General features: G+C 40.5%; 19 protein-coding genes and 1 riboswitch. Of the genes, 14 read left to right on the forward strand and 5 right to left on the reverse strand.

All coding sequences use genetic code 11. The features are described from left to right. Positions 1-154: 154 nt before the first annotated feature. From ACFSFW_RS06775 to ACFSFW_RS06790, 4 genes are all read left to right on the forward strand, one after another. Positions 155-1,621 (forward strand): CoA-acylating methylmalonate-semialdehyde dehydrogenase, encoded by a 1,467-nt coding sequence (locus ACFSFW_RS06775; RefSeq protein ID WP_388036419.1) that lies wholly within the window; start codon positions 155-157, stop codon positions 1,619-1,621. A gap of 212 nt (positions 1,622-1,833) precedes the next feature. After that, positions 1,834-3,186, forward strand: a complete 1,353-nt coding sequence (locus ACFSFW_RS06780) for an aspartate aminotransferase family protein (RefSeq protein WP_388036422.1) — start codon at positions 1,834-1,836, stop codon at positions 3,184-3,186. A gap of 90 nt (positions 3,187-3,276) precedes the next feature. Further along, a complete protein-coding gene (gene ald, locus ACFSFW_RS06785; protein WP_388036425.1) occupies positions 3,277-4,380 on the forward strand; it encodes an alanine dehydrogenase in 1,104 nt (367 codons plus the stop codon). 20 nt (positions 4,381-4,400) lie between these two features. Continuing rightward, the gene (locus tag ACFSFW_RS06790; protein WP_388036428.1) at positions 4,401-5,651 is read left to right on the forward strand and encodes a M20 family metallo-hydrolase; all 1,251 of its coding nucleotides are present in this window, start codon (positions 4,401-4,403) and stop codon (positions 5,649-5,651) included. Positions 5,652-5,853: 202 nt separating this feature from the next. Here the strand turns inward: ACFSFW_RS06790 and ACFSFW_RS06795 are convergent, their stop codons facing one another. Next, the gene (locus ACFSFW_RS06795) at positions 5,854-6,171 is read right to left on the reverse strand and encodes a hypothetical protein (RefSeq protein WP_388036431.1); all 318 of its coding nucleotides are present in this window, start codon (positions 6,169-6,171) and stop codon (positions 5,854-5,856) included. Between the two features lie 147 nt (positions 6,172-6,318). Here ACFSFW_RS06795 and ACFSFW_RS06800 point away from each other — a divergent pair, with 147 nt between their 5' ends. Genes ACFSFW_RS06800 through ACFSFW_RS06815 form a run of 4 tightly spaced genes read left to right on the forward strand, consistent with a single transcriptional unit; the run spans position 6,319 to position 9,797 of the window. After that, positions 6,319-6,519 (forward strand): hypothetical protein, encoded by a 201-nt coding sequence (locus tag ACFSFW_RS06800; RefSeq protein ID WP_304212593.1) that lies wholly within the window; start codon positions 6,319-6,321, stop codon positions 6,517-6,519. Positions 6,520-6,577: 58 nt separating this feature from the next. Then, the gene (locus tag ACFSFW_RS06805) at positions 6,578-7,723 is read left to right on the forward strand and encodes a GNAT family N-acetyltransferase (RefSeq protein ID WP_304212591.1); all 1,146 of its coding nucleotides are present in this window, start codon (positions 6,578-6,580) and stop codon (positions 7,721-7,723) included. Between the two features lie 13 nt (positions 7,724-7,736). After that, positions 7,737-9,005 (forward strand): kynureninase, encoded by a 1,269-nt coding sequence (gene kynU, locus ACFSFW_RS06810; RefSeq protein WP_388036435.1) that lies wholly within the window; start codon positions 7,737-7,739, stop codon positions 9,003-9,005. A 48-nt stretch (positions 9,006-9,053) separates the two neighbouring features. After that, positions 9,054-9,797 carry a hypothetical protein gene (locus ACFSFW_RS06815; RefSeq protein ID WP_388036438.1) on the forward strand — a complete coding sequence of 248 codons (744 nt, stop codon included), beginning with the start codon at positions 9,054-9,056 and terminating at the stop codon, positions 9,795-9,797. 66 nt (positions 9,798-9,863) lie between these two features. Here the strand turns inward: ACFSFW_RS06815 and ACFSFW_RS06820 are convergent, their stop codons facing one another. Continuing rightward, positions 9,864-10,859: a zinc-binding dehydrogenase gene (locus ACFSFW_RS06820; RefSeq protein ID WP_388036441.1), complete on the reverse strand. Its 996-nt coding sequence runs from the start codon at positions 10,857-10,859 to the stop codon at positions 9,864-9,866. A 789-nt stretch (positions 10,860-11,648) separates the two neighbouring features. On the opposite strand from ACFSFW_RS06820, the gene ACFSFW_RS06825 reads away from it, so the two are divergent. Beyond that, the gene (locus ACFSFW_RS06825) at positions 11,649-12,698 is read left to right on the forward strand and encodes a DmpA family aminopeptidase (RefSeq protein ID WP_388036443.1); all 1,050 of its coding nucleotides are present in this window, start codon (positions 11,649-11,651) and stop codon (positions 12,696-12,698) included. Between the two features lie 15 nt (positions 12,699-12,713). Then, positions 12,714-13,415, forward strand: a complete 702-nt coding sequence (locus tag ACFSFW_RS06830; RefSeq protein WP_388036446.1) for a gamma-glutamyl-gamma-aminobutyrate hydrolase family protein — start codon at positions 12,714-12,716, stop codon at positions 13,413-13,415. Between the two features lie 46 nt (positions 13,416-13,461). Here ACFSFW_RS06830 and ACFSFW_RS06835 read toward each other — a convergent pair whose 3' ends face one another. From ACFSFW_RS06835 to ACFSFW_RS06845, 3 genes are all read right to left on the reverse strand, one after another. Next, positions 13,462-13,785 (reverse strand): hypothetical protein, encoded by a 324-nt coding sequence (locus ACFSFW_RS06835; protein ID WP_388036449.1) that lies wholly within the window; start codon positions 13,783-13,785, stop codon positions 13,462-13,464. Between the two features lie 100 nt (positions 13,786-13,885). After that, positions 13,886-14,887 carry an HAAS signaling domain-containing protein gene (locus tag ACFSFW_RS06840; RefSeq protein WP_388036451.1) on the reverse strand — a complete coding sequence of 334 codons (1,002 nt, stop codon included), beginning with the start codon at positions 14,885-14,887 and terminating at the stop codon, positions 13,886-13,888. After that, positions 14,874-15,221, reverse strand: a complete 348-nt coding sequence (locus ACFSFW_RS06845) for a PadR family transcriptional regulator (protein ID WP_099353797.1) — start codon at positions 15,219-15,221, stop codon at positions 14,874-14,876. The genes ACFSFW_RS06840 and ACFSFW_RS06845 overlap by 14 nt, the downstream gene beginning before the upstream one ends. A gap of 171 nt (positions 15,222-15,392) precedes the next feature. On the opposite strand from ACFSFW_RS06845, the gene ACFSFW_RS06850 reads away from it, so the two are divergent. The 4 genes from ACFSFW_RS06850 to thiD all read left to right on the forward strand — a co-directional run bounded on the left by ACFSFW_RS06850 (position 15,393) and on the right by thiD (position 18,593). Next, positions 15,393-16,091: a YetF domain-containing protein gene (locus ACFSFW_RS06850; protein WP_388036454.1), complete on the forward strand. Its 699-nt coding sequence runs from the start codon at positions 15,393-15,395 to the stop codon at positions 16,089-16,091. 87 nt (positions 16,092-16,178) lie between these two features. Continuing rightward, positions 16,179-16,288: riboswitch (TPP riboswitch) on the forward strand. A gap of 61 nt (positions 16,289-16,349) precedes the next feature. Then, the gene (thiM, locus tag ACFSFW_RS06855) at positions 16,350-17,174 is read left to right on the forward strand and encodes a hydroxyethylthiazole kinase (protein WP_388036457.1); all 825 of its coding nucleotides are present in this window, start codon (positions 16,350-16,352) and stop codon (positions 17,172-17,174) included. After that, entirely contained in the window at positions 17,161-17,808 is a 648-nt protein-coding gene (gene thiE / locus ACFSFW_RS06860; RefSeq protein WP_388036460.1) for a thiamine phosphate synthase, read from the forward strand. The genes thiM and thiE overlap by 14 nt, the downstream gene beginning before the upstream one ends. Further along, positions 17,808-18,593, forward strand: coding sequence for a bifunctional hydroxymethylpyrimidine kinase/phosphomethylpyrimidine kinase (gene thiD / locus ACFSFW_RS06865; RefSeq protein ID WP_388036463.1), 786 nt, complete (start codon positions 17,808-17,810; stop codon positions 18,591-18,593). Before thiE ends, thiD begins: the two co-directional genes overlap by 1 nt. Positions 18,594-18,640: the final 47 nt, after the last annotated feature.

Raw genomic sequence — 18,640 nt, forward strand, 5'->3', positions numbered from 1 at the left:
GTTTTTTCGTGCAAGGAGTATTCATAATGTGGAAAAATAACAAGCAGTTATTTTACAGAATGTCTAATGAAAGCATTTTCATTATGAGGGATAATTTACATATAGGTTAAGGATTAACGAATATTGAAATACGAAAAAGGAGGCTGTACAAAAAATGTCAGTAGTCAAAAATGAAACAGTTGTTCTGAAAAATTATATAAATGGGGAATGGGTGGACGCCCTTGGAACCCAATCACTTGAGGTACCCAATCCAGCAACAAAAAAAACATTAGTACGTGTGCCGCTTTCTTCAAAGGAAGATGTAGATTTAGCTGTAAAAGCGGCTAGGGAAGCATTTAAAACATGGAAAAATACTCCTGTTCCGAAAAGGGCAAGGATCTTATACAAATATCACTATTTATTAATGGAGAATCATGAAAAGCTAGCAAGACTTGTTGTCCAAGAAAACGGTAAAGCATATAAAGAGGCACATGGTGAAGTTCTACGAGGGATTGAATGTGTTGAATTTGCAGCAGGTGCACCTACCTTAATGATGGGCGAGACATTATCAAATATTGCAGAGGATATCGATTCTGAAATGTTCCGATATCCACTAGGAGTAGTAGGCGGAATTACTCCATTTAATTTCCCAATGATGGTCCCAATGTGGATGTTCCCATTGGCGGTTGCTTGTGGAAATACGTTTGTATTAAAGCCATCAGAGCGGACGCCAATGCTAGCTAACGAGCTTGCTAGATTATTTACAGAAGCGGGTGCACCAAATGGCGTTTTAAATGTTGTTCATGGGGCACATGATGTTGTAAATGGTTTGTTAGATCATCCGAATGTCAGTGCCATTTCATTTGTAGGCTCACAGCCAGTTGCGAAATACGTATATGAACGTGCAGCGCAACAAGGGAAACGCGTGCAAGCTTTATCAGGTGCAAAAAACCATCATATTGTGATGCCAGATGCCGATATGGAAAAAGCAGTAGCCAATATCATAAGCTCTACATTTGGTAGTGCAGGGCAGCGCTGTATGGCTTGTAGTGCCGTTGTCGTTGTAGGAGATGGAGAAAAGTTTGTATCTGCGTTAAAGGATGCTGCAGACCGTCTCACGATTGGAAATGGTATGGATGACGAGGTGCTCTTAACACCTGTTATCCGCGAGTCACATTTAAATAAAGTACTTGGTTATGTAGAAAAAGGGCTTGAAGAAGGTGCGCAACTTATTAGAGACGGCAGAAAAGAAATGGATGAAATGCCAGAAGGAAACTTTTTGGGTCCAACCATTTTTGACCATGTAACCCCAGAAATGACGATTGCTAAAGAAGAAATCTTTGCACCCGTTTTAAGTCTATTACGTGCCAAGGATTTAGACGAAGGTCTTGAATATATTCAAAAGTCCCGATTTGGGAACGGCGCCACCATCTATACAAAGGATGCTAGGGCGGCAAGGCAATTTAGAGAAGAAGCAGAAGCGGGAATGCTTGGCATCAATGTGGGTGTACCAGCGACAATGGCCTTTTTCCCATTCTCTGGTTGGAAGGATTCATTCTATGGTGACCTCCATGTGAATGGGAAGGATGGAGTCAATTTTTATACGCGTAAAAAAATGATTACATCTCGTTTTGATTATTAACTTTATTCAGTAGGGTTTTAACCCTACTGAATAAAGTTTGCCTCCGGCGGATGCCACAGATTTTCAAAGGAAGCTTTTCTAGCATAGGATCAAAGACTAAGAGCGCCACGTCCTGTGGCAACGTCTTTGTGACCCACATCATGTGGGCCTAAAAATTCTGGGCGCAAATACGCCGAGGCGCATTTTATTAAGGATAAGGGGGGAAGGCGGGTATGACAAAGGTTACACAAAGTGAAGACCTTTTAACAAAGGATAAGGATTATGTATGGCATGCTATGAAACCATATAATCCAAATTCTACGTTGGTCATTACAAAAGCAGAAGGGTCATGGGTAACAGACCATAATGGGAAACGGTATCTTGATGGCATGTCAGGGCTTTGGTGTGTAAATGTGGGATATGGAAGAGAAGAGTTAGCGCAGGCTGCGTATGAGCAGCTCAAGCAAATGGCCTATTATCCTTTAACACAAAGCCATGAACCAGCGATTCAACTTGCTGAAAAGCTAAATGAAATGCTTGGAGACGAGTATGTTATTTTCTTCTCTAATAGTGGGTCGGAAGCGAATGAGACGGCTTTTAAATTAGTTAGACAATACCATCAGCAAAAAGGGGAACACTCCCGTTACAAATTTATTTCACGTTATCGTGCTTACCATGGTAATTCCATGGGGTCGCTAGCTGCAACTGGTCAAGCTCAGCGTAAATATAAATATGAACCACTTGCACCAGGCTTCCTCCATGTCTCACCACCTGACCTATATCGATCTGATGACAAGGTTGATGCAGGAGCATCTGACTTACAGTCTGTTCAGGAAATAGATCGTGTGATGACATGGGAGCTTAGTGAAACAATAGCAGGCGTAATCATGGAACCAATCATTACGGGTGGAGGAGTCATTGTTCCACCTGATAAATACATGGCAGGAGTAAAGGAAGTATGTGAAAAGCATGGTGCCCTACTCATTGTTGATGAAGTTATATGCGGGTTCGGGCGAACAGGCAAACCGTTTGGGTTTATGAACTACGGTGTTAAACCAGACATCATTACAATGGCCAAGGGCATTACAAGTGCATATCTTCCATTATCAGCAACAGCCGTGAAAAAAGAAATATACGAAGCTTTTAAAGGGTCAGAGGAATATGACTATTTCCGTCATGTTAATACGTTTGGTGGAAACCCAGCAGCATGTGCATTGGCACTTAAAAACCTAGAAATTATGGAAAAAGAAAAGCTTTTTGATCGTTCAAAGCACCTCGGTGACAAATTAAAAGATGGCCTTATAGCAGCTTTAGTGGACCATCCTTATGTTGGTGATATTAGAGGAAAAGGTTTATTGATTGGGCTTGAACTCGTCAAGGATAAACAAACGAAGGAACCACTTGAAGTAAGTCAAGTCAATAAAGTGATCGCAGGGTGCCTACAAAGGGGGTTAATTATCGGAAAAAATGGAGCAACAGTTGCAGGGTACAATAATGTCTTAACCCTCGCACCACCTCTTTCAATTTCTGAGGAAGACCTAGAATTTGTCCAAAGAACCCTAATTGAAGTAATAAAGTCATTGTAAAAAAAGGTATGTATCAACACTCGTAATCTATTTTCATAAAGAAAATAGATTGCGGGTGTTTTTCCCAAGAAAAAAGAAAGGTGGATGGAAATGAGAATTGGAGTACCGAAGGAAATAAAAAATAATGAAAATCGTGTGGCCTTAACTCCTGCTGGTGTGATGCAGTTGGTTCAACATAATCATAAGGTTTTTGTTGAAACGGGAGCGGGCATGAACTCAGGCTTTTTTGATGAACTTTATATTGATGCAGGAGCAACGATTGTGCCAACTGCTGCAGATGCATGGGCTTGCGATATGGTGATAAAAGTAAAAGAACCAATCCAAGAGGAATATCAATATTTTTATGATGGATTGCTATTATTCACTTATTTGCATCTCGCCGCAGATCGAGAGCTTACAGAGGCCCTAATTCAAAAGAATGTTGTTGCGATTGCATATGAGACCGTGCAGTTAGAGGATAGAAGCCTACCATTACTCACACCAATGAGTGAAGTTGCAGGAAGGATGGCCACACAAATTGGAGCCTCTTTTCTTGAAAAAACAAAAGGTGGAAAAGGTGTTCTTCTAGGTGGCGTGCCTGGAGTAAGTCGAGGAAAAGTCACTGTTATTGGCGGTGGCGTAGTCGGAATGAATGCTGCAAAAATTGCAGTTGGCCTTGGTGCGCAAGTCTCGATTTTAGATGTTAGTGCTACAAGATTGCGAGAGTTAGATGATATATTTGGAAATTCCATCACAACCTTGATGTCAAATCCTTTTACGATTGGCCAAGCGGTAGCGGAATCGGATCTTGTGATTGGTGCTGTCCTTATTCCAGGGGCTAAAGCTCCGAAATTGGTAACAGAAGAAATGGTTCGGTTAATGGAGGAAGGATCAGTGATTGTCGATGTTGCAATTGATCAAGGGGGTATATTCGAAACGGCTACCCATGTTACAACACATGCAAATCCTACATATACAAAACATGGAGTCGTTCATTATGCAGTAGGAAATATGCCTGGTGCTGTTCCAAGAACATCTACGATTGCACTTACGAATGTAACGGTACCCTATATTCTACAGGTTGCGAATAAAGGCTATGAACGCGCCTTTGCAGAAAATAGAGCCTTACACAAAGGATTAAATGTGATTGATGGAAAGGTTGTCTATGAAGGGGTTGCAAAAGCTCATAATCTACCGTATGTAACTAGCATTTGAATTAATAGGAGGTTGATTCTATGAATATCCAAACACTAACCATTAATAAGGAACGACTGGAAGAAAGAATTACAGAGTTATCAAAAATTGGAAAAATCGGTGAAACGGGAGTGTGCCGCCTAACCTTATCTAAGGAAGATCGCCAAGCTGTGGAAACGGTTAAAGGCTGGATGGAGGAAGCAGGATTAACTGCTAGAATTGACCACTTTGGAAATCTAATTGGAAGAATAGAAGGGGAAAATCCGGATGCCCCGATTTTAATGCTAGGCTCGCATATTGACTCCCAGCCTTATGGTGGAAGATTTGACGGAACAATTGGTGTATTAGGGGCACTTGAGGTCATTCAAACAATGAAAGAGAATCATATTGTTCCAAATCGTCCAATGGAGGTGGTTGCTTTTTCAGATGAAGAAGGTTGCCGCTTTAATAAAGGATTATTTGGTGTAAGGGGAATCCTAGGGAAGCTCGAAGACGATGAGTTAGAACGTCAGGATAAGGATGGCGTGACAAGAAGAGAGGCTCTCATTGAATTTGGCTGTGATCCTTCAAAATTTAAAGAGTCAGAGTATCCAAAAGGAAGCATTGGTTCATTCCTTGAGATGCATATTGAACAAGGACCGGTTCTAGAAAATATGAACAAACCAGTTGGAATTGTGACAGGTATTTCAGGCCCATTATGGTTAACAGTTGAATTAGAGGGCTTTGCTGGGCATGCCGGTTCCGTTCCAATGCCAATGAGGAAAGATGCCCTTGTAGGTGCAGCAAAAATCATCATCGCGCTCAATGAGATAGCAAGCCAAGAGCCTGGTGCGCCAACCGTTGGTACAGTGGGAAGTTTAAGAGTCTTCCCGGATTCACGTAACATCATTCCTGAAAAGGTGAGTTTTACGGTTGACTTAAGAGATATTGATTTAAATAGACGTCACAAACTTGAAGCCCAATTACATGCAAAGATTAAGGAAATTACCGATGAGCACGGGCTACGTTGTAAAATTACCGAAGATACAAATAGCGAACCTCGTTATTGTGCAGAAAGAATCAAAGACATTATGCGTAATGAAATGCAAAGCATAGGCTTGGAACCAATGGAATTAATGAGCGGCCCTTTTCACGACTCATTAGCCATGTCATACGAATGTGAATATGGAATGATCTTTGTCCGGTGTAAAGATGGAATCAGCCATAATCCTAAGGAGTTTTCAACCTTTGAAGATATCTCACTAGGTACGGAGTTACTGTATCGCACAACGGTAAGAATGGCACAGGAATAGGTCAAATAAAAAACGAATGTAGAGCTTACTTCTACATTCGTTTTTTTATCTTATTTATTTGTAAAGAAGTCTTTAAAGGCTTGTGTAATCTCGATACCTTGAAAGATGAATAGGCTAGTTACGGTAAATGAACACAATCCAATCATAATAAATCTAAACCACATAATTTTCTCCTCCTTGATTTTTAAAATGATGTAAAAAATCAAAGAGCTTTTACCACATAATTGGATTGATAAAAAATGGGTGTTATCCAGATAAATTTTCGGAAGGTTTTGTTGACTTCGATGTTTTTAAAAACACCTCGAAGGACGATAAAACCCGATGTGATTGAAAAAAGCACCCAAGAAATTTTTGGTTTACCATCATCATTGGAAGAAAAATTGTCGATCGAGACACTGCTAATGGTTACGGTGTTTTCTTGAATGTCGGGTGATTTAAACGCATGGGAATGTGCGATTGTAGCTGAAAAAGACATGATCGCAACAAACATGATGATGGCTAGAACGAATCGTTTCCTCATTTTCTACCATCTCCCCATTGTTAATGTTACTATCTTACACCCGATGAACTGAAAAATCCACAAAAATAATTTTACAAAAATTGCGAAACTTCATTTTGTAAATTGAAAAATGTGGTAACTATGTTACCCTAAAGAAGGGGTGAAGTGATGAGTAAAAGTAAACGAAATCTCCTCATTGCAATCATTGGGAGTCTTGTGATTGTAACGTTTGGGGTTGTAAGAATACTAGAAATTAGAGATAACCACAAAATCAACACACAGATAGCAGAAGCGTGTATGGACAAAGGTGGAACTGTTGTTTTTGAAGCGAAGAATATCTTTAGTCTAGACGAAGTTAGCTGCGAGTAAATATTAGTATTGGTCCAAAAATAGGATTGATTCTTTTCTAAATAGGAGTTGATAGGCCATGACAATCGAAAGACTTACAGAAGAGCAATTTTTAGATTCTGTGCGTTTATCAGAGTATGCATTTACATATAAGCTTTCAGAACAACAGCTTGATGAGGTACCTAAAAAACTGAAAAAACATCAAATTTATGGAATCTATGAAAATGATAGGTTAGCTGCAAAGTTACATCTCATACCACTCACCACATATGTGGGGGATCAATCGTTTAAAATGGGTGGAATAGCAGGTGTTGCGACGTATCCGGAATACCGAAGAAGAGGGTATGTAAAGGAATTGCTTACGTATGCGCTTGAAACTATGAAGACAGAGGGATTTACCGTTTCGATGTTGCATCCATTTGATGTGAATTTTTACCGAAAATATGGCTGGGAACTATTTAGCAATCGCCTTAAAACGCTTCATAAACAAGCTGATTTGACTATGTTTGAACCTGCAAATGGTAAAATCACGCGTTATCAATTTGAAAACGCCAATCTGGAAGAGCTTAAACAGATCTATGCGCAGTATGCAACTACATTCTCAGGGATGCTTGTTCGGGAGGACGATTGGTGGAAAAACGTGGTTGATGATCTGAATATTGCGGTTTATTACGATCCAGCAAATAAGCCAACTGGTTATGTCCTTTATGAAATTAAGGACAGTAAGATGACGGTTGAGGAATTTGTCCCTGTTAATGTCGAGGCCAGACAAGGCTTATGGAATTTTATATGTCAGCATGATTCAATGATTTCTGAGCTCGAAATGATTACATTTGAAAAAGAACCATTATTCTTCGCTCTAAAGAAACAAAAGACGGTGAAACGTGAAGTTAGTCCGTATTTTATGGTGCGAATTGTTGATGTAGAGTCATTTCTACAAGAATACAAATTTGCTGGAAACGAGACGATTAAGCTTCAAATCACAGACCCATTTGCACCATGGAATGAAAAAACATTCCTTATAAAAAATGGCGAAGTTCGCATTACCGACGAAACAGATGGAGCGATTAAACTTTCGATTAATGCATTATCAACGGCACTCTTCGGTCATCAACGCCCGAACGAACTTTTCGCAGCTGGAATGATTGCAGGGGAAGAAAGCGAAATAGAAGCATTTGAAAAAATGATTCCGAATCGCCCTGCGTATATGTACGATTTCTTTTAAGGGGGAAAACGTTTTGAATTTTTTAGAACATGCAAAAAAGCTTGATAGAGAGGATCCGTTAGCAACGTTCCGTGATGAATTTTATCTAAAACCAGATACCATTTATCTGGATGGGAATTCACTTGGGCTTTTATCAAAGCGGGCCGAACGTTCATTACTTCGCTCATTAGAGGATTGGAAAGAATATGGGATTGATGGATGGACACAAGGGAGGCAACCTTGGTTTTATATGTCTGAACAGGCAAGCGAACTACTTGCTCCGCTTATTGGTGCATCACTTGAGGAAGTAATGGTAACGGGTTCCACGACGGTGAATCTCCATCAATTAGTTGCGACCTTTTATAAGCCAAACGGGATACGTACAAAGATTGTAGCGGATGAACTAAATTTTCCATCTGACATTTATGCCCTTCAAAGTCAGTTGCAAATTCATGGGCTTAATCCTGAAGAATATCTTATTCGGGTAAAAAGTCATGAGGGCCGTTACGTAGCTGAAAATGACATTATTGCTGCAATGACCGACGAGGTGGCTTTGGTTGTTTTGCCAAGCGTATTGTATCGGAGTGGTCAAATTTTAGATATGAAGCGTCTTACTGATGAGGCACATAAGCGCGGAATTATAATCGGGTTTGACAGCTGTCATTCAATCGGTGCCATTCCACACTCCTTTTCTGAATGGGATGTTGATTTTGCCTTTTGGTGCAATTATAAGCATCTTAATGGTGGACCTGGCGCGGTTGCAGGATTGTATGTGAATCGTAAGCATTTTGGTGTGTTGCCGGGCTTAGCTGGGTGGTTTGGTTCAAATAAAGAAAAGCAATTCGATATGGAGCATACGTTTACACCAGCAGGCAATGCAGGGGCCTTTCAAATTGGGACTCCTCATGTGTTAAGTTTGGCTCCTTTACTTGGTTCACTTGAAATGTTTGCTGAGGCAGGGATTGACGATATTCGGAGCAAATCTCTTGGATTGACTAATCTTTTAATTGAACTGATCGATACTGAACTAACAGGGATGGGATTCACGATTGGCTCACCACGTGACAGTTCTGTTAGAGGCGGTCACGTCAGTCTTGAGCATAAGGAAGCAGCACGAATTTGTAAGGCGCTCAAAGAAAATGGAGCGATTCCAGACTTTCGGGCTCCAAATATCATTCGACTTGCACCAGTGCCCCTGTATAATTCCTATGAGGACGTTTGGAAAGTTGTTCAAATGTTAAAAACAATAATGGACGAAAAACAATACGAAAAATATAAAAATGAACGAGATGTAGTAGCTTAAAGGTATACCAATCCGGTATACCTTTTACAGCTTAAGGGAGGATTTCATGTGGCAATCGTAGCCGGTTCAAAGTTCGAAACATACAAACAAAAAATTTTATCCTTGCCCATGGACTATCGGGAAGAAGACATAAAGAGCGAGACATTTTTATTAGACAAGGATGAAAAAAAGCACCTCGAAATCTACTATGCTCCATTTGAATATGTGAATGAGTCTGCAAAAGTCATGATTGTCGGAATCACACCAGGACTACATCAAATGAAAAAATCATATTCAACAATCCTTGATCCAAAAAACAGAGACCTTTCTGATGAGCAACTCCTACACGAGGTGAAAAAGAATTCCAGTTTTGAAGGGCCGATGAGGAAAAATCTGATTGGGATGCTCGATGAACTTGGGTTACACTCATACCTCGAAATCGAATCTACCAGCGAGCTTTTTACGTCTGCCAGTCATCTTGTTCAAACCGCTTCTGTTATTAGGTATCCAGTATTCTATAAGGGTAAAAACTACAGTGGCTCAACTCCAAAGATGTTAAAAACAGAACTGTTAAAGAAGCATATTATGGATAGTTTTACAGAAGAATTAGTACGTATCCAAAATCCACTTATCATTCCTCTAGGGGTTAATGTGACAGCAGTGTTTAACCATCTTGCAGAAAATGGCTATGTATCACCAGATAGCGTTGTTTATGGATTTCCACATACATCAGGTGGAAATGGGCACCGACACAGGCAATTTGCTGAGAACAAGGAGCAAATGAAGAAAAAATTAGCGGGTTATTTTGGATGAAAAAACTGCACCTTTATTTAGGTGCAGTTCGGGTTGTCTAGCTTTAGGCGACTTGCGCTTTCCTTTTTATTCTGCGATTTTTATCGCGATTTTTCCGAATTGTTCAGCTTCATCAATACGCTGCATTGCTTTTTTAGTTTCTTCGATAGGGTACACTTTATCAATGACAGGTTTAATTTTATGTTGATTTACAAATTGCAGCATCTCATTAAACTCTTCTGTACTCGCCATGGTGGAGCCAAGTAATGTATATTGACCATAAAAGAATTCACGAAGATTGAAATCCACCGAATCACCAGCAGAAGCACCGAATGTTACCATTTTTCCACCTTTTCGAAGCTGTCCAAGTGATTTATGGAAGGTGGCTGCTCCAACTGTTTCAACCACGATATCTACTTTTTCGCCATTTAACGCCTCATTCCAGTTGCCATTGCTATCGATCGCGACATCAGCACCTAATTCAAGCGCTTGTTTTAGTTTCGCTTCAGAGCGAGAAGTAACGATAACACGAGCCCCGATTGCTTTCGCGAATAGTAAAAGGAACGTAACGGCGCCACTTCCGATTCCAGGTAATAAGACGGTATCAGTTGGTTTTACATTTGCACGAGTGAATAAGGCGCGATAGGCAGTCATCGCTGCAAGAGATAAGACACCAGCTTCATCCCATGATAAATGTGCTGGCTTTGGACCAACATTATCCGCAGAGAGTGTGATCTTTTCGGCAAAGGTTCCGTGATCGGGTAAGCCAAGAATCTCATGACCTTCAGGTGGAGCATCACTTTTTTCTTTCCAGCCTAAAGATGGATTGAGGATGACTTCATCTCCGACCTGAACACTTTCGACACCAGGACCTACCGCTTCAACAATCCCAGCACCATCCGACCCAATTACTAATGGCGGATCTGTTTCTTTATGTCTATGTAAAACAAATAAATCACGGTGATTGAGCCCAGCACTCTTTAACTTAACCTTCACCTCACCTTGTTTTGGTTCAATTTCATCAATATCCGAATAGGATGTTCCGTCCATTCCAGGAACTTTATAATGTACAAACGCTTTCATAATTTCCCCTCCTAAATTGTCTAAACGATAGTTCAATTCTAAAGGAATTCTACAGAACATTTCAACTAATTGGATTGAGGGAGAGGGGAATGTGAGTGTGAGATCGTGCCCGATTGTTGGAGTGGGAGTAGGAAAAGGGAACGTAAGTGTGGGATACGTGCCTGATTGTTGGATTAGGAGTGGGGATAGGGACCGTAAGCGAGTGATACGTGCTCGATTGATAGAATAGTAGAGGAAAAGAGTAACGCAAAGACCAAAAGTGTAGCTAGATAACCTACTGAACACTCAAAAGAGGTCACTGTTTGGATAAAATTAGGAGAATGTGAACCTGCAAAGCCGCGAAAGACGCACGTAACTGGATGGAATTAGGAGAATGCGAACCATATGAAGGGCGCACGGTGGATGCCTTGGCACTAGGAGCCGATGAAGGACGGTACTAACACCGATATGCTTCGGGGAACACCGCGGAAGACACCTGTATTTGGATAATACTAGGAAACACCGAACTAGCAAAACCGCTAAACACGCCCGCATCTGGATAAAATTAGGGAACACCGAACCAGCAACACCGCGAAAGACGCCCGTATCTGGATGGAATTAGGAAACGTCGAACCAGCAACACCGCGAAAGACGCCCGTATCTGGATAAAATTAGGAAACAGCGAACCAGCAACACCCCAAACCATATCACTCAATTCCATAAAACAAAAATATCCCTCCCCACCTATACTCAACCCGCCCATCTAACCTATACTAATAACAAATACCAATCGGAAAGGGTTACACAAAAATGAAAAAAAGACTAAAAGATTACGGGATAAAAATCGGCAACTTACCAACAGGGGCTTTAAATAAAATTACAGATGTAAAAGGCGTAAGAGTCGGCCACTCCACCATATCAAACGGGGATATCCAGACAGGGGTGACGGCCATCATCCCGCATGACACAAATATTTTTAACAATAAAGTGGTTGCTGCTTCATATGCTATGAATGGGTTCGGAAAGACGATGGGAACTCTTCAAATCGATGAACTAGGCACGATTGAAACACCTATTCTGCTCACAAATACGCTAAGCGTGGGGGGTGTCGCCAATCACCTCATCGGGTATATGCTTGAGCAAAATGAGGAAATCGGTGATACAACCGGGACGGTAAATCCTGTCATTGGCGAGTGCAATGATATGTTTTTAAATAATATCCGAAAACAGTCAATCACAGAAATGAATGTCCGGGAAGCCTTGGAAACAGCAACAACCAATTTCGAAGAGGGCAGTATCGGAGCAGGGGCAGGAATGAAATGTTTTGGGCTAAAAGGGGGGATTGGTTCTTCGTCTCGCATCCTTACATATCCTCATGGAAAATACACCTTAGGCGTATTGGTGCTTTCCAATTTTGGGGAGATTGATCAGTTTCGCCTAAACGGAATTCATGTTGGGCCAATCATCAAGACGAAGCTCCCGACAAAAAGCGAAACGGGTGACAAAGGCTCCATCATGATTATTATCGCAACCGATTTGCCGGTGACTTCACGTCAATTAAAGAGAATCATCAAACGTGCATCGGTGGGACTTAGTAGAACAGGTTCTTTTATTGGTAATGGGAGTGGGGATGTTTTCATCGGTTTCTCAACCGCAAACACAATCAGTCATGAAAATAAAGGGGAACTACAAAACATAAAAGTCATCCACGAAGATGATCTGGATCAAGCCTTTTTAGCAACAGCAGACGCCACGGAGGAAGCGATTTTACAGTCATTACTAACTGCGAAAACGACAACAGGCCGAAATGGAACTACCCTTTATTCGTTGGCTGAACTGATGGGTGAGATTATTTCATAATGAGGGGGAATCAACATGAATAAACCGATTATTGGTGTGACCTCACATGTTGAGTTGGATTATAAACATACGCTGTCGAATGATTATATTCAAGCTGTGATTGAAGCCGGAGGAATTCCGGTTATTTTACCAATTGGCATTGATGAAGATGTTTCACAGATTGTCAGTAAGTTAGATGGGCTTCTTCTAACAGGGGGAGGGGATATTGACCCAACCTTATTTGGAGAGGAGCCACATCCGAAGCTCGGAACGATTTCACCTGGAAGAGACCATATTGAGCCTGCTATCATTCAGGAGATGTTAACTGCAAATAAGCCAATCCTTGCGATATGTCGCGGAATCCAGATTTTGAATATCGCGCTTGGTGGGGATATGTATCAGGATATTTATGATCAGCATGAAACAGTGCTTCTTCAGCACTCCCAGAAGGCAACAAGGTATCATCTTGCTCATTTTGTGAAAGCGAAGGGAGGGAGTTTGCTAGAATCCATTGCAGGGACTTCTGAGTTTAAGGTGAATACGTATCATCATCAGGCTGTTCGCCATGTACCATATCCACTTGAGGTTTCAGGGGTTGCTTCAGATGGAATCATCGAGGCAATCGAAAGTAAGGGACATTCTTTTGTGTTAGGTGTGCAATGGCATCCCGAAGGTTTGGCGGTCAATGGAGATGAGATTGCAAAGCGTATTTTTAAAAGATTTGTAGAAAGTTGCTAAGAAAAAAAGGAGTTAAGCCTTATACATGGGACTTAACTCCTTTTCCTTATCTCCAGTACTCTAAATACTCATAATTGTCGGTGGGAACTCTTTTAATTACTTCGTTCGCATCATTGCGATAAATCTCATATTCTCGGTAGATTTCAACTTTATTTCCATCGACAATTTCTGTGTCAACATACTGCATTTCCAATTCTGGCATTAGTTCCTCGTCTGAAGTATCCTCTTCCGGGTTTGCCGTCACTTCTTCGTCAGAAGACATACCAGATACAGAGATTGCATTTTTGTATTCATAGACATCATCTGATTCAATTACACCGGTCACAAATATAATAGCTAGAATCCCGATTGCGATCAAAAATTTATTCAAGGTCACCAAACTCCTTTGTTCCATATCTATTACTCATCTATATGCAATTGAGAAAAAGAATAGGACAACTAATCCAACCGGGAGTTTGGCTAAACACAAGTTATTGAATACGGGATTTACGGAATCCATCATAAATACTGATAGCCGCAGATACTAAGAGAATAGTAATCACACCAATAATCATTCTAGAGTTAAAGTGATCTGGGTTCATAGTGAAAAGGTCTTCGGTCATATAGGTGATAAAGCCAGGGTTCATGATATTCGGATATAGGAATATAACGATGAATACAATGGCTCCAATTAGTTCCACGGCTGTATTGGAAATGGCCAAGGCTTTCGTCCATTGTCCCTTGATTAATTTATAAATAGCAAGTGCAATTTCTGTAACAATCACAACGAGAACGATTGGCCAGAACTGTAACAAAACATCTTGGTTTAGGGCTGGAACCACAAATTCAAGACCATCACTTCCGCCTTCGTATATACCTAAAAGCTGATTGGCTTTAAAATATAGAGTTGCCCAGATAGCCGTCCATAGTAGTCCACCGAATACCTCAAACTTGGGAATGGCCTTCTTCTTAGGGATATACGTGATATTTTTTAAATCATCTGGAGTCCATTTCTTTAGACTTGCTGTTAATGGTTGGTCATCTTTTGATTTATCGGTTCTCTCTATAATGGCAAACACAATAGTCAGCCAGAAGAATGTTTGTATCGATACTTCAACCATTCTCCAAATGCCGAAACCGACAATTTCTAGTACAATATTAATAACAGTTTCCTCATCTTGTTGCCCAAGAAAATACTCAGGGATGATTGCGATGAGTGAGATCACAGCTGCTATCGGTATTATCATTTTTAATAAGGTAACATACACATCAAAATAACGTGGGCCAATAAGATGCATGGGCCGGTCGAGATACCCACTCGCCAATTTTGCGGGGCTCCCTAATTTTTCTAGCGCGGTTTTTACATCTTCTTCATTGTAATCGTCAGGCAGCATATCCTCGATGGTCGACCGTAACTCAAGTGCAATATCCTTCCGATTTTTTTCAGGCAGTCTTCGAGTGACTTCCTGAACGTAGATATCAATCAGATTCATAATCTTCCTCTCCCTCTAATAATCTATATAGCTCTTTCGAATTTTGAATCCATTCCTTTTTTAATTGTAAAAAGATTTCAAGACCGAACTCACTTAAGACATAATACTTACGTGGTCTGCTTTCAGATGTATCCCAGCTGCTTGTCACCAACTCCTGTTTTTCCAGACGGCGAAGCAAAGGATATAACGTACTTTGGTCAATGGCGATACCTGAACCCTCTAATAATTGGACTAGGGAATATCCATATTGGGGGGTTCGTAATTGACTCAAAACAGCTAGTGTCAACGTTCCTCTTCTAAGTTCAGTCATTAATGAGTTAAATAAATCACTCATTCACCCACCTCATTTTTTAATACTATATGATGTACAGTATTTGATTTATACTATGTATCGTACACTATTGTGGTGACGAAAGCAATTCTTCTTTTTAAAATTAGGTGTATTCATTAAATCGCATTATTAGGGATAAAATAAATTTCAACAAGTGAAAAAGGAGTTTTTTAGATGGATGCTTCACAAGTGATACTAAGGATCGCTCTTGGTTTTGTGGTGTTGTTTGTACTTGCAAGAATAATGGGAAGAAAAGAAATCAGTCAAATGACGTTTTTTAATTTTGTTTCGGCGATTGCAATTGGTTCCATCGCAGCCAATTTTGTGCTTAGTTCAGATCTTAGTATATCTAATGGAATATTAGCGTTGATAGGGTGGAGTGTTTTTACAATTGCAATGGGTTTTATTGATATAAAGTTTAAAAAAGCAAGGAAAATAACAACAGGGGAACCAATCATTGTGATAAAAGAAGGAAAGGTAATGGAGAATTCCCTTCGTTCGACTCGATTAGATATGGATGCTCTTAATTCATTATTAAGACAAAAAGGGTACTTTTCAATTAAAGATGTTCATTATGCCATTTTTGAAACTAGTGGACAACTTTCGGTGATGCCCTACGAACATAAAATGCCTTTCACAAAAGAAGATGCTCATGTTCAGAGCAACCCCTCTGTGTACCCAATTTCTACCGAGGTTATATCAGACGGTACGATAAACAATGTGAATCTTACCAGACTAAATTTAGATACGAACTGGCTAAACCAACAATTAAAAAATGCAGGAGTGACGGATGTATCTGAAGTCTTCTACGCAGAACTACAGAAAGATGGGACTCTTTACATAGACAACAAAGACGACAATATGTTGCATTAAGAACCATAGGGACGGTTCCTGTGGTCCCTGATTTTCGAGGGAGCCACTAGAACCGTCCCCGTGGTTCTGTTATAATAGACTCAAATTGAATAAATGTAGGGGAGCTCACACTTGTGGGCTGAGAGTAAGCGAAATGTAGCTTTGACCCTTTACCTGATTTGGATAATGCCAACGTAGGGAATGTGTGTAAGTATGACGATTCATGCGGTATATCTATTTTCAGGTATACCGCATTTTTTATTTGAATGGAGGATAACCATGTTTGAGCAAATCTTAAAAAACGTTAGGCAACATACGCCGCTTGTCCATAATATTACAAACTATGTGACGGTTAATGATGTGGCAAATATCGTCCTTGCATGTGGAGGTTCACCCATTATGGCGGACGATCCGAAAGAAGTGGCGGATATTACAAGCATTTGCAATGCGCTTGTGATTAATATCGGTACTTTAAATGAGAGAACGATAGAATCTATGATTTTAGCAGGGAAAGCAGCAAACAAACTAGGGCATCCTGTAATTTTGGATCCAGTGGGAGCAGGTGCGTCTAGCTTACGAACCAATACTGTCTATCGACTTTTAAATGAGGTACAATTTGCTGTTATCAGAGGAAATTTATCGGAAATAAAAACAGTACATGCAGGTAGTGGGAATACAAAAGGTGTGGATGCAGCTGCAGAAGACGTCATCAACGAAGGTAATCTCGATGAAATGGTTCAGTTTGCAAAGCAGGTAAGTAAACAAACAGGTGCAGTCATTGCAATCACAGGTGCTATTGATATTGTTGCGAATACGGATGATGCTTTTGCGGTCAGAAACGGTCACCCAATGATGTCAAAAATCACAGGGACAGGCTGTATGCTTACTTCTGTTGTAGCTGCTTATGGTGGAGCGAATCCTGGTGACATTTTAAACAGTACAGCCGCAGCGGTGAGTGCGATGGGATATTGCGGTGAATTGGCCCATCAAAAAGTAGAAGAAACGAACTCAGGAACTTCATCATTCCGTATGTACTTGATTGATGCGATGAGTAAACTAGATTTTACACAATTACAAGGTGGTATGAACATTGAAAATCGATAAAAAATGTATGCAACTATATGCAGTAACAGACCGTGCCTGGACAGGCAGCCAAACCTTAGTTGAACAAGTGGAAACAGCATTAAAAGGTGGCATCACATTCCTTCAACTTAGAGAAAAAAATCTGGGGTATGATCATTTTTTACAAGAAGCTATTGAACTTAAAATGTTAACGGCTTTCTATGATGTTCCTTTTGTTATTAACGATAATGTTGAAATTGCGCAAGCTTGTGATGCAGATGGTGTGCATGTTGGGCAAGAGGATATGCCGGTTGAAAAGGTACGTGAAATGATTGGGCCAAATAAAATTCTCGGTGTGTCGGCTCAAAATGTAGAACAAGCGATTGCTGCTGAAAAAGCGGGTGCAGATTATCTTGGAATTGGTTCAGTATTTCCAACAGGTACAAAAAAAGACGCGAAACCGATGACATTCGAAACTGTTCAAGAAATTTGTAAGAGCGTTTCGATTCCCATTGTTGCAATTGGTGGGATTAATAAAACGAATATTTTAGAGTTGACTGGAAGTGGGGTAGACGGTGTTGCGGTAGTATCGGCAATCTTTGCACAGTCCGATATCCTTGCTGCAACAAAGGAATTACAAGAGCTTTCAGCTAAGATGTTAGGGAGTGAAGGATAATGAAAAAGGTATTGACGATTGCTGGCTCTGATTGTAGTGGGGGAGCGGGTATTCAGGCAGATATTAAAACAATTACTGCCCATAATATGTATGCAATGAGTGCCATTACGGCTCTTACTGCTCAAAATACAACTGGCGTATACGGAGTTCTTGATTCGACTCCTGAATTTGTGGGGCAACAGCTGGATTGCATCATGACTGATATTTTTCCTGATAGTGTAAAAGTTGGGATGGTGTCATCACCTGAAATCATCCATAAAATCGTGGAAAAATTAGAAGAATATAAGCCTTCAAATATAGTAGTCGATCCAGTCATGATATCAACAAGTGGAAGTAGACTTTTGAGTGAATCGGCAATGGACGCCTTGATTAGTCAATTAATTCCGCTAGCTACGATTATTACACCAAACATTCATGAGGCTGAGGCGCTTGGCGAGATGGAGATTACCTCGAAGGAAGACATGCAAGTGGCTGCCCAAAAATTGTCCGAAACCTATAAAGGTGCCATTTTAATTAAAGGTGGCCATCTTGAAGATACAGCGGATGATCTATTATATAGTAATGGCGAGTTTACATGGTTCCCAGGAGAACGTATTAGTAACCCGAACACACATGGCACAGGTTGTACGCTTTCATCAGCGATTGCTTGTAACTTAGCAAAAGGCCATGATATTAAAACAAGTATACAGGAAGCAAAACAATATATTACGGGAGCAATAGAAGCGGGACTTGATCTTGGAAAAGGTAGTGGACCGTTGAATCATTGTTATGCCATAAAGAACTGATTTTAGGAGCAGTGTCCGAAGCGGCTGTGTCAACTTCGGACAAGGCA

Origin of the sequence: Ferdinandcohnia salidurans, from assembly GCF_042680725.1 — a bacterium.
Lineage (GTDB): Bacteria > Bacillota > Bacilli > Bacillales > Bacillaceae_L > Ferdinandcohnia > Ferdinandcohnia salidurans.

Bases quoted from the DNA above. Each gene is read 5' to 3' on its own strand.
- ACFSFW_RS06775 (WP_388036419.1), top strand. From the start codon at position 155: ATGTCAGTAGTCAAAAATGAAACAGTTGTTCTGAAAAATTATATAAAT.
- ACFSFW_RS06780 (WP_388036422.1), top strand. From the start codon at position 1,834: ATGACAAAGGTTACACAAAGTGAAGACCTTTTAACAAAGGATAAGGAT.
- ald (WP_388036425.1), top strand. From the start codon at position 3,277: ATGAGAATTGGAGTACCGAAGGAAATAAAAAATAATGAAAATCGTGTG.
- ACFSFW_RS06790 (WP_388036428.1), top strand. From the start codon at position 4,401: ATGAATATCCAAACACTAACCATTAATAAGGAACGACTGGAAGAAAGA.
- ACFSFW_RS06795 (WP_388036431.1), bottom strand. From the start codon at position 6,171: ATGAGGAAACGATTCGTTCTAGCCATCATCATGTTTGTTGCGATCATG.
- ACFSFW_RS06800 (WP_304212593.1), top strand. From the start codon at position 6,319: ATGAGTAAAAGTAAACGAAATCTCCTCATTGCAATCATTGGGAGTCTT.
- ACFSFW_RS06805 (WP_304212591.1), top strand. From the start codon at position 6,578: ATGACAATCGAAAGACTTACAGAAGAGCAATTTTTAGATTCTGTGCGT.
- ACFSFW_RS06820 (WP_388036441.1), bottom strand. From the start codon at position 10,859: ATGAAAGCGTTTGTACATTATAAAGTTCCTGGAATGGACGGAACATCC.
- ACFSFW_RS06825 (WP_388036443.1), top strand. From the start codon at position 11,649: ATGAAAAAAAGACTAAAAGATTACGGGATAAAAATCGGCAACTTACCA.
- ACFSFW_RS06830 (WP_388036446.1), top strand. From the start codon at position 12,714: ATGAATAAACCGATTATTGGTGTGACCTCACATGTTGAGTTGGATTAT.
- ACFSFW_RS06840 (WP_388036451.1), bottom strand. From the start codon at position 14,887: ATGAATCTGATTGATATCTACGTTCAGGAAGTCACTCGAAGACTGCCT.
- ACFSFW_RS06845 (WP_099353797.1), bottom strand. From the start codon at position 15,221: ATGAGTGATTTATTTAACTCATTAATGACTGAACTTAGAAGAGGAACG.
- ACFSFW_RS06850 (WP_388036454.1), top strand. From the start codon at position 15,393: ATGGATGCTTCACAAGTGATACTAAGGATCGCTCTTGGTTTTGTGGTG.
- thiM (WP_388036457.1), top strand. From the start codon at position 16,350: ATGTTTGAGCAAATCTTAAAAAACGTTAGGCAACATACGCCGCTTGTC.
- thiD (WP_388036463.1), top strand. From the start codon at position 17,808: ATGAAAAAGGTATTGACGATTGCTGGCTCTGATTGTAGTGGGGGAGCG.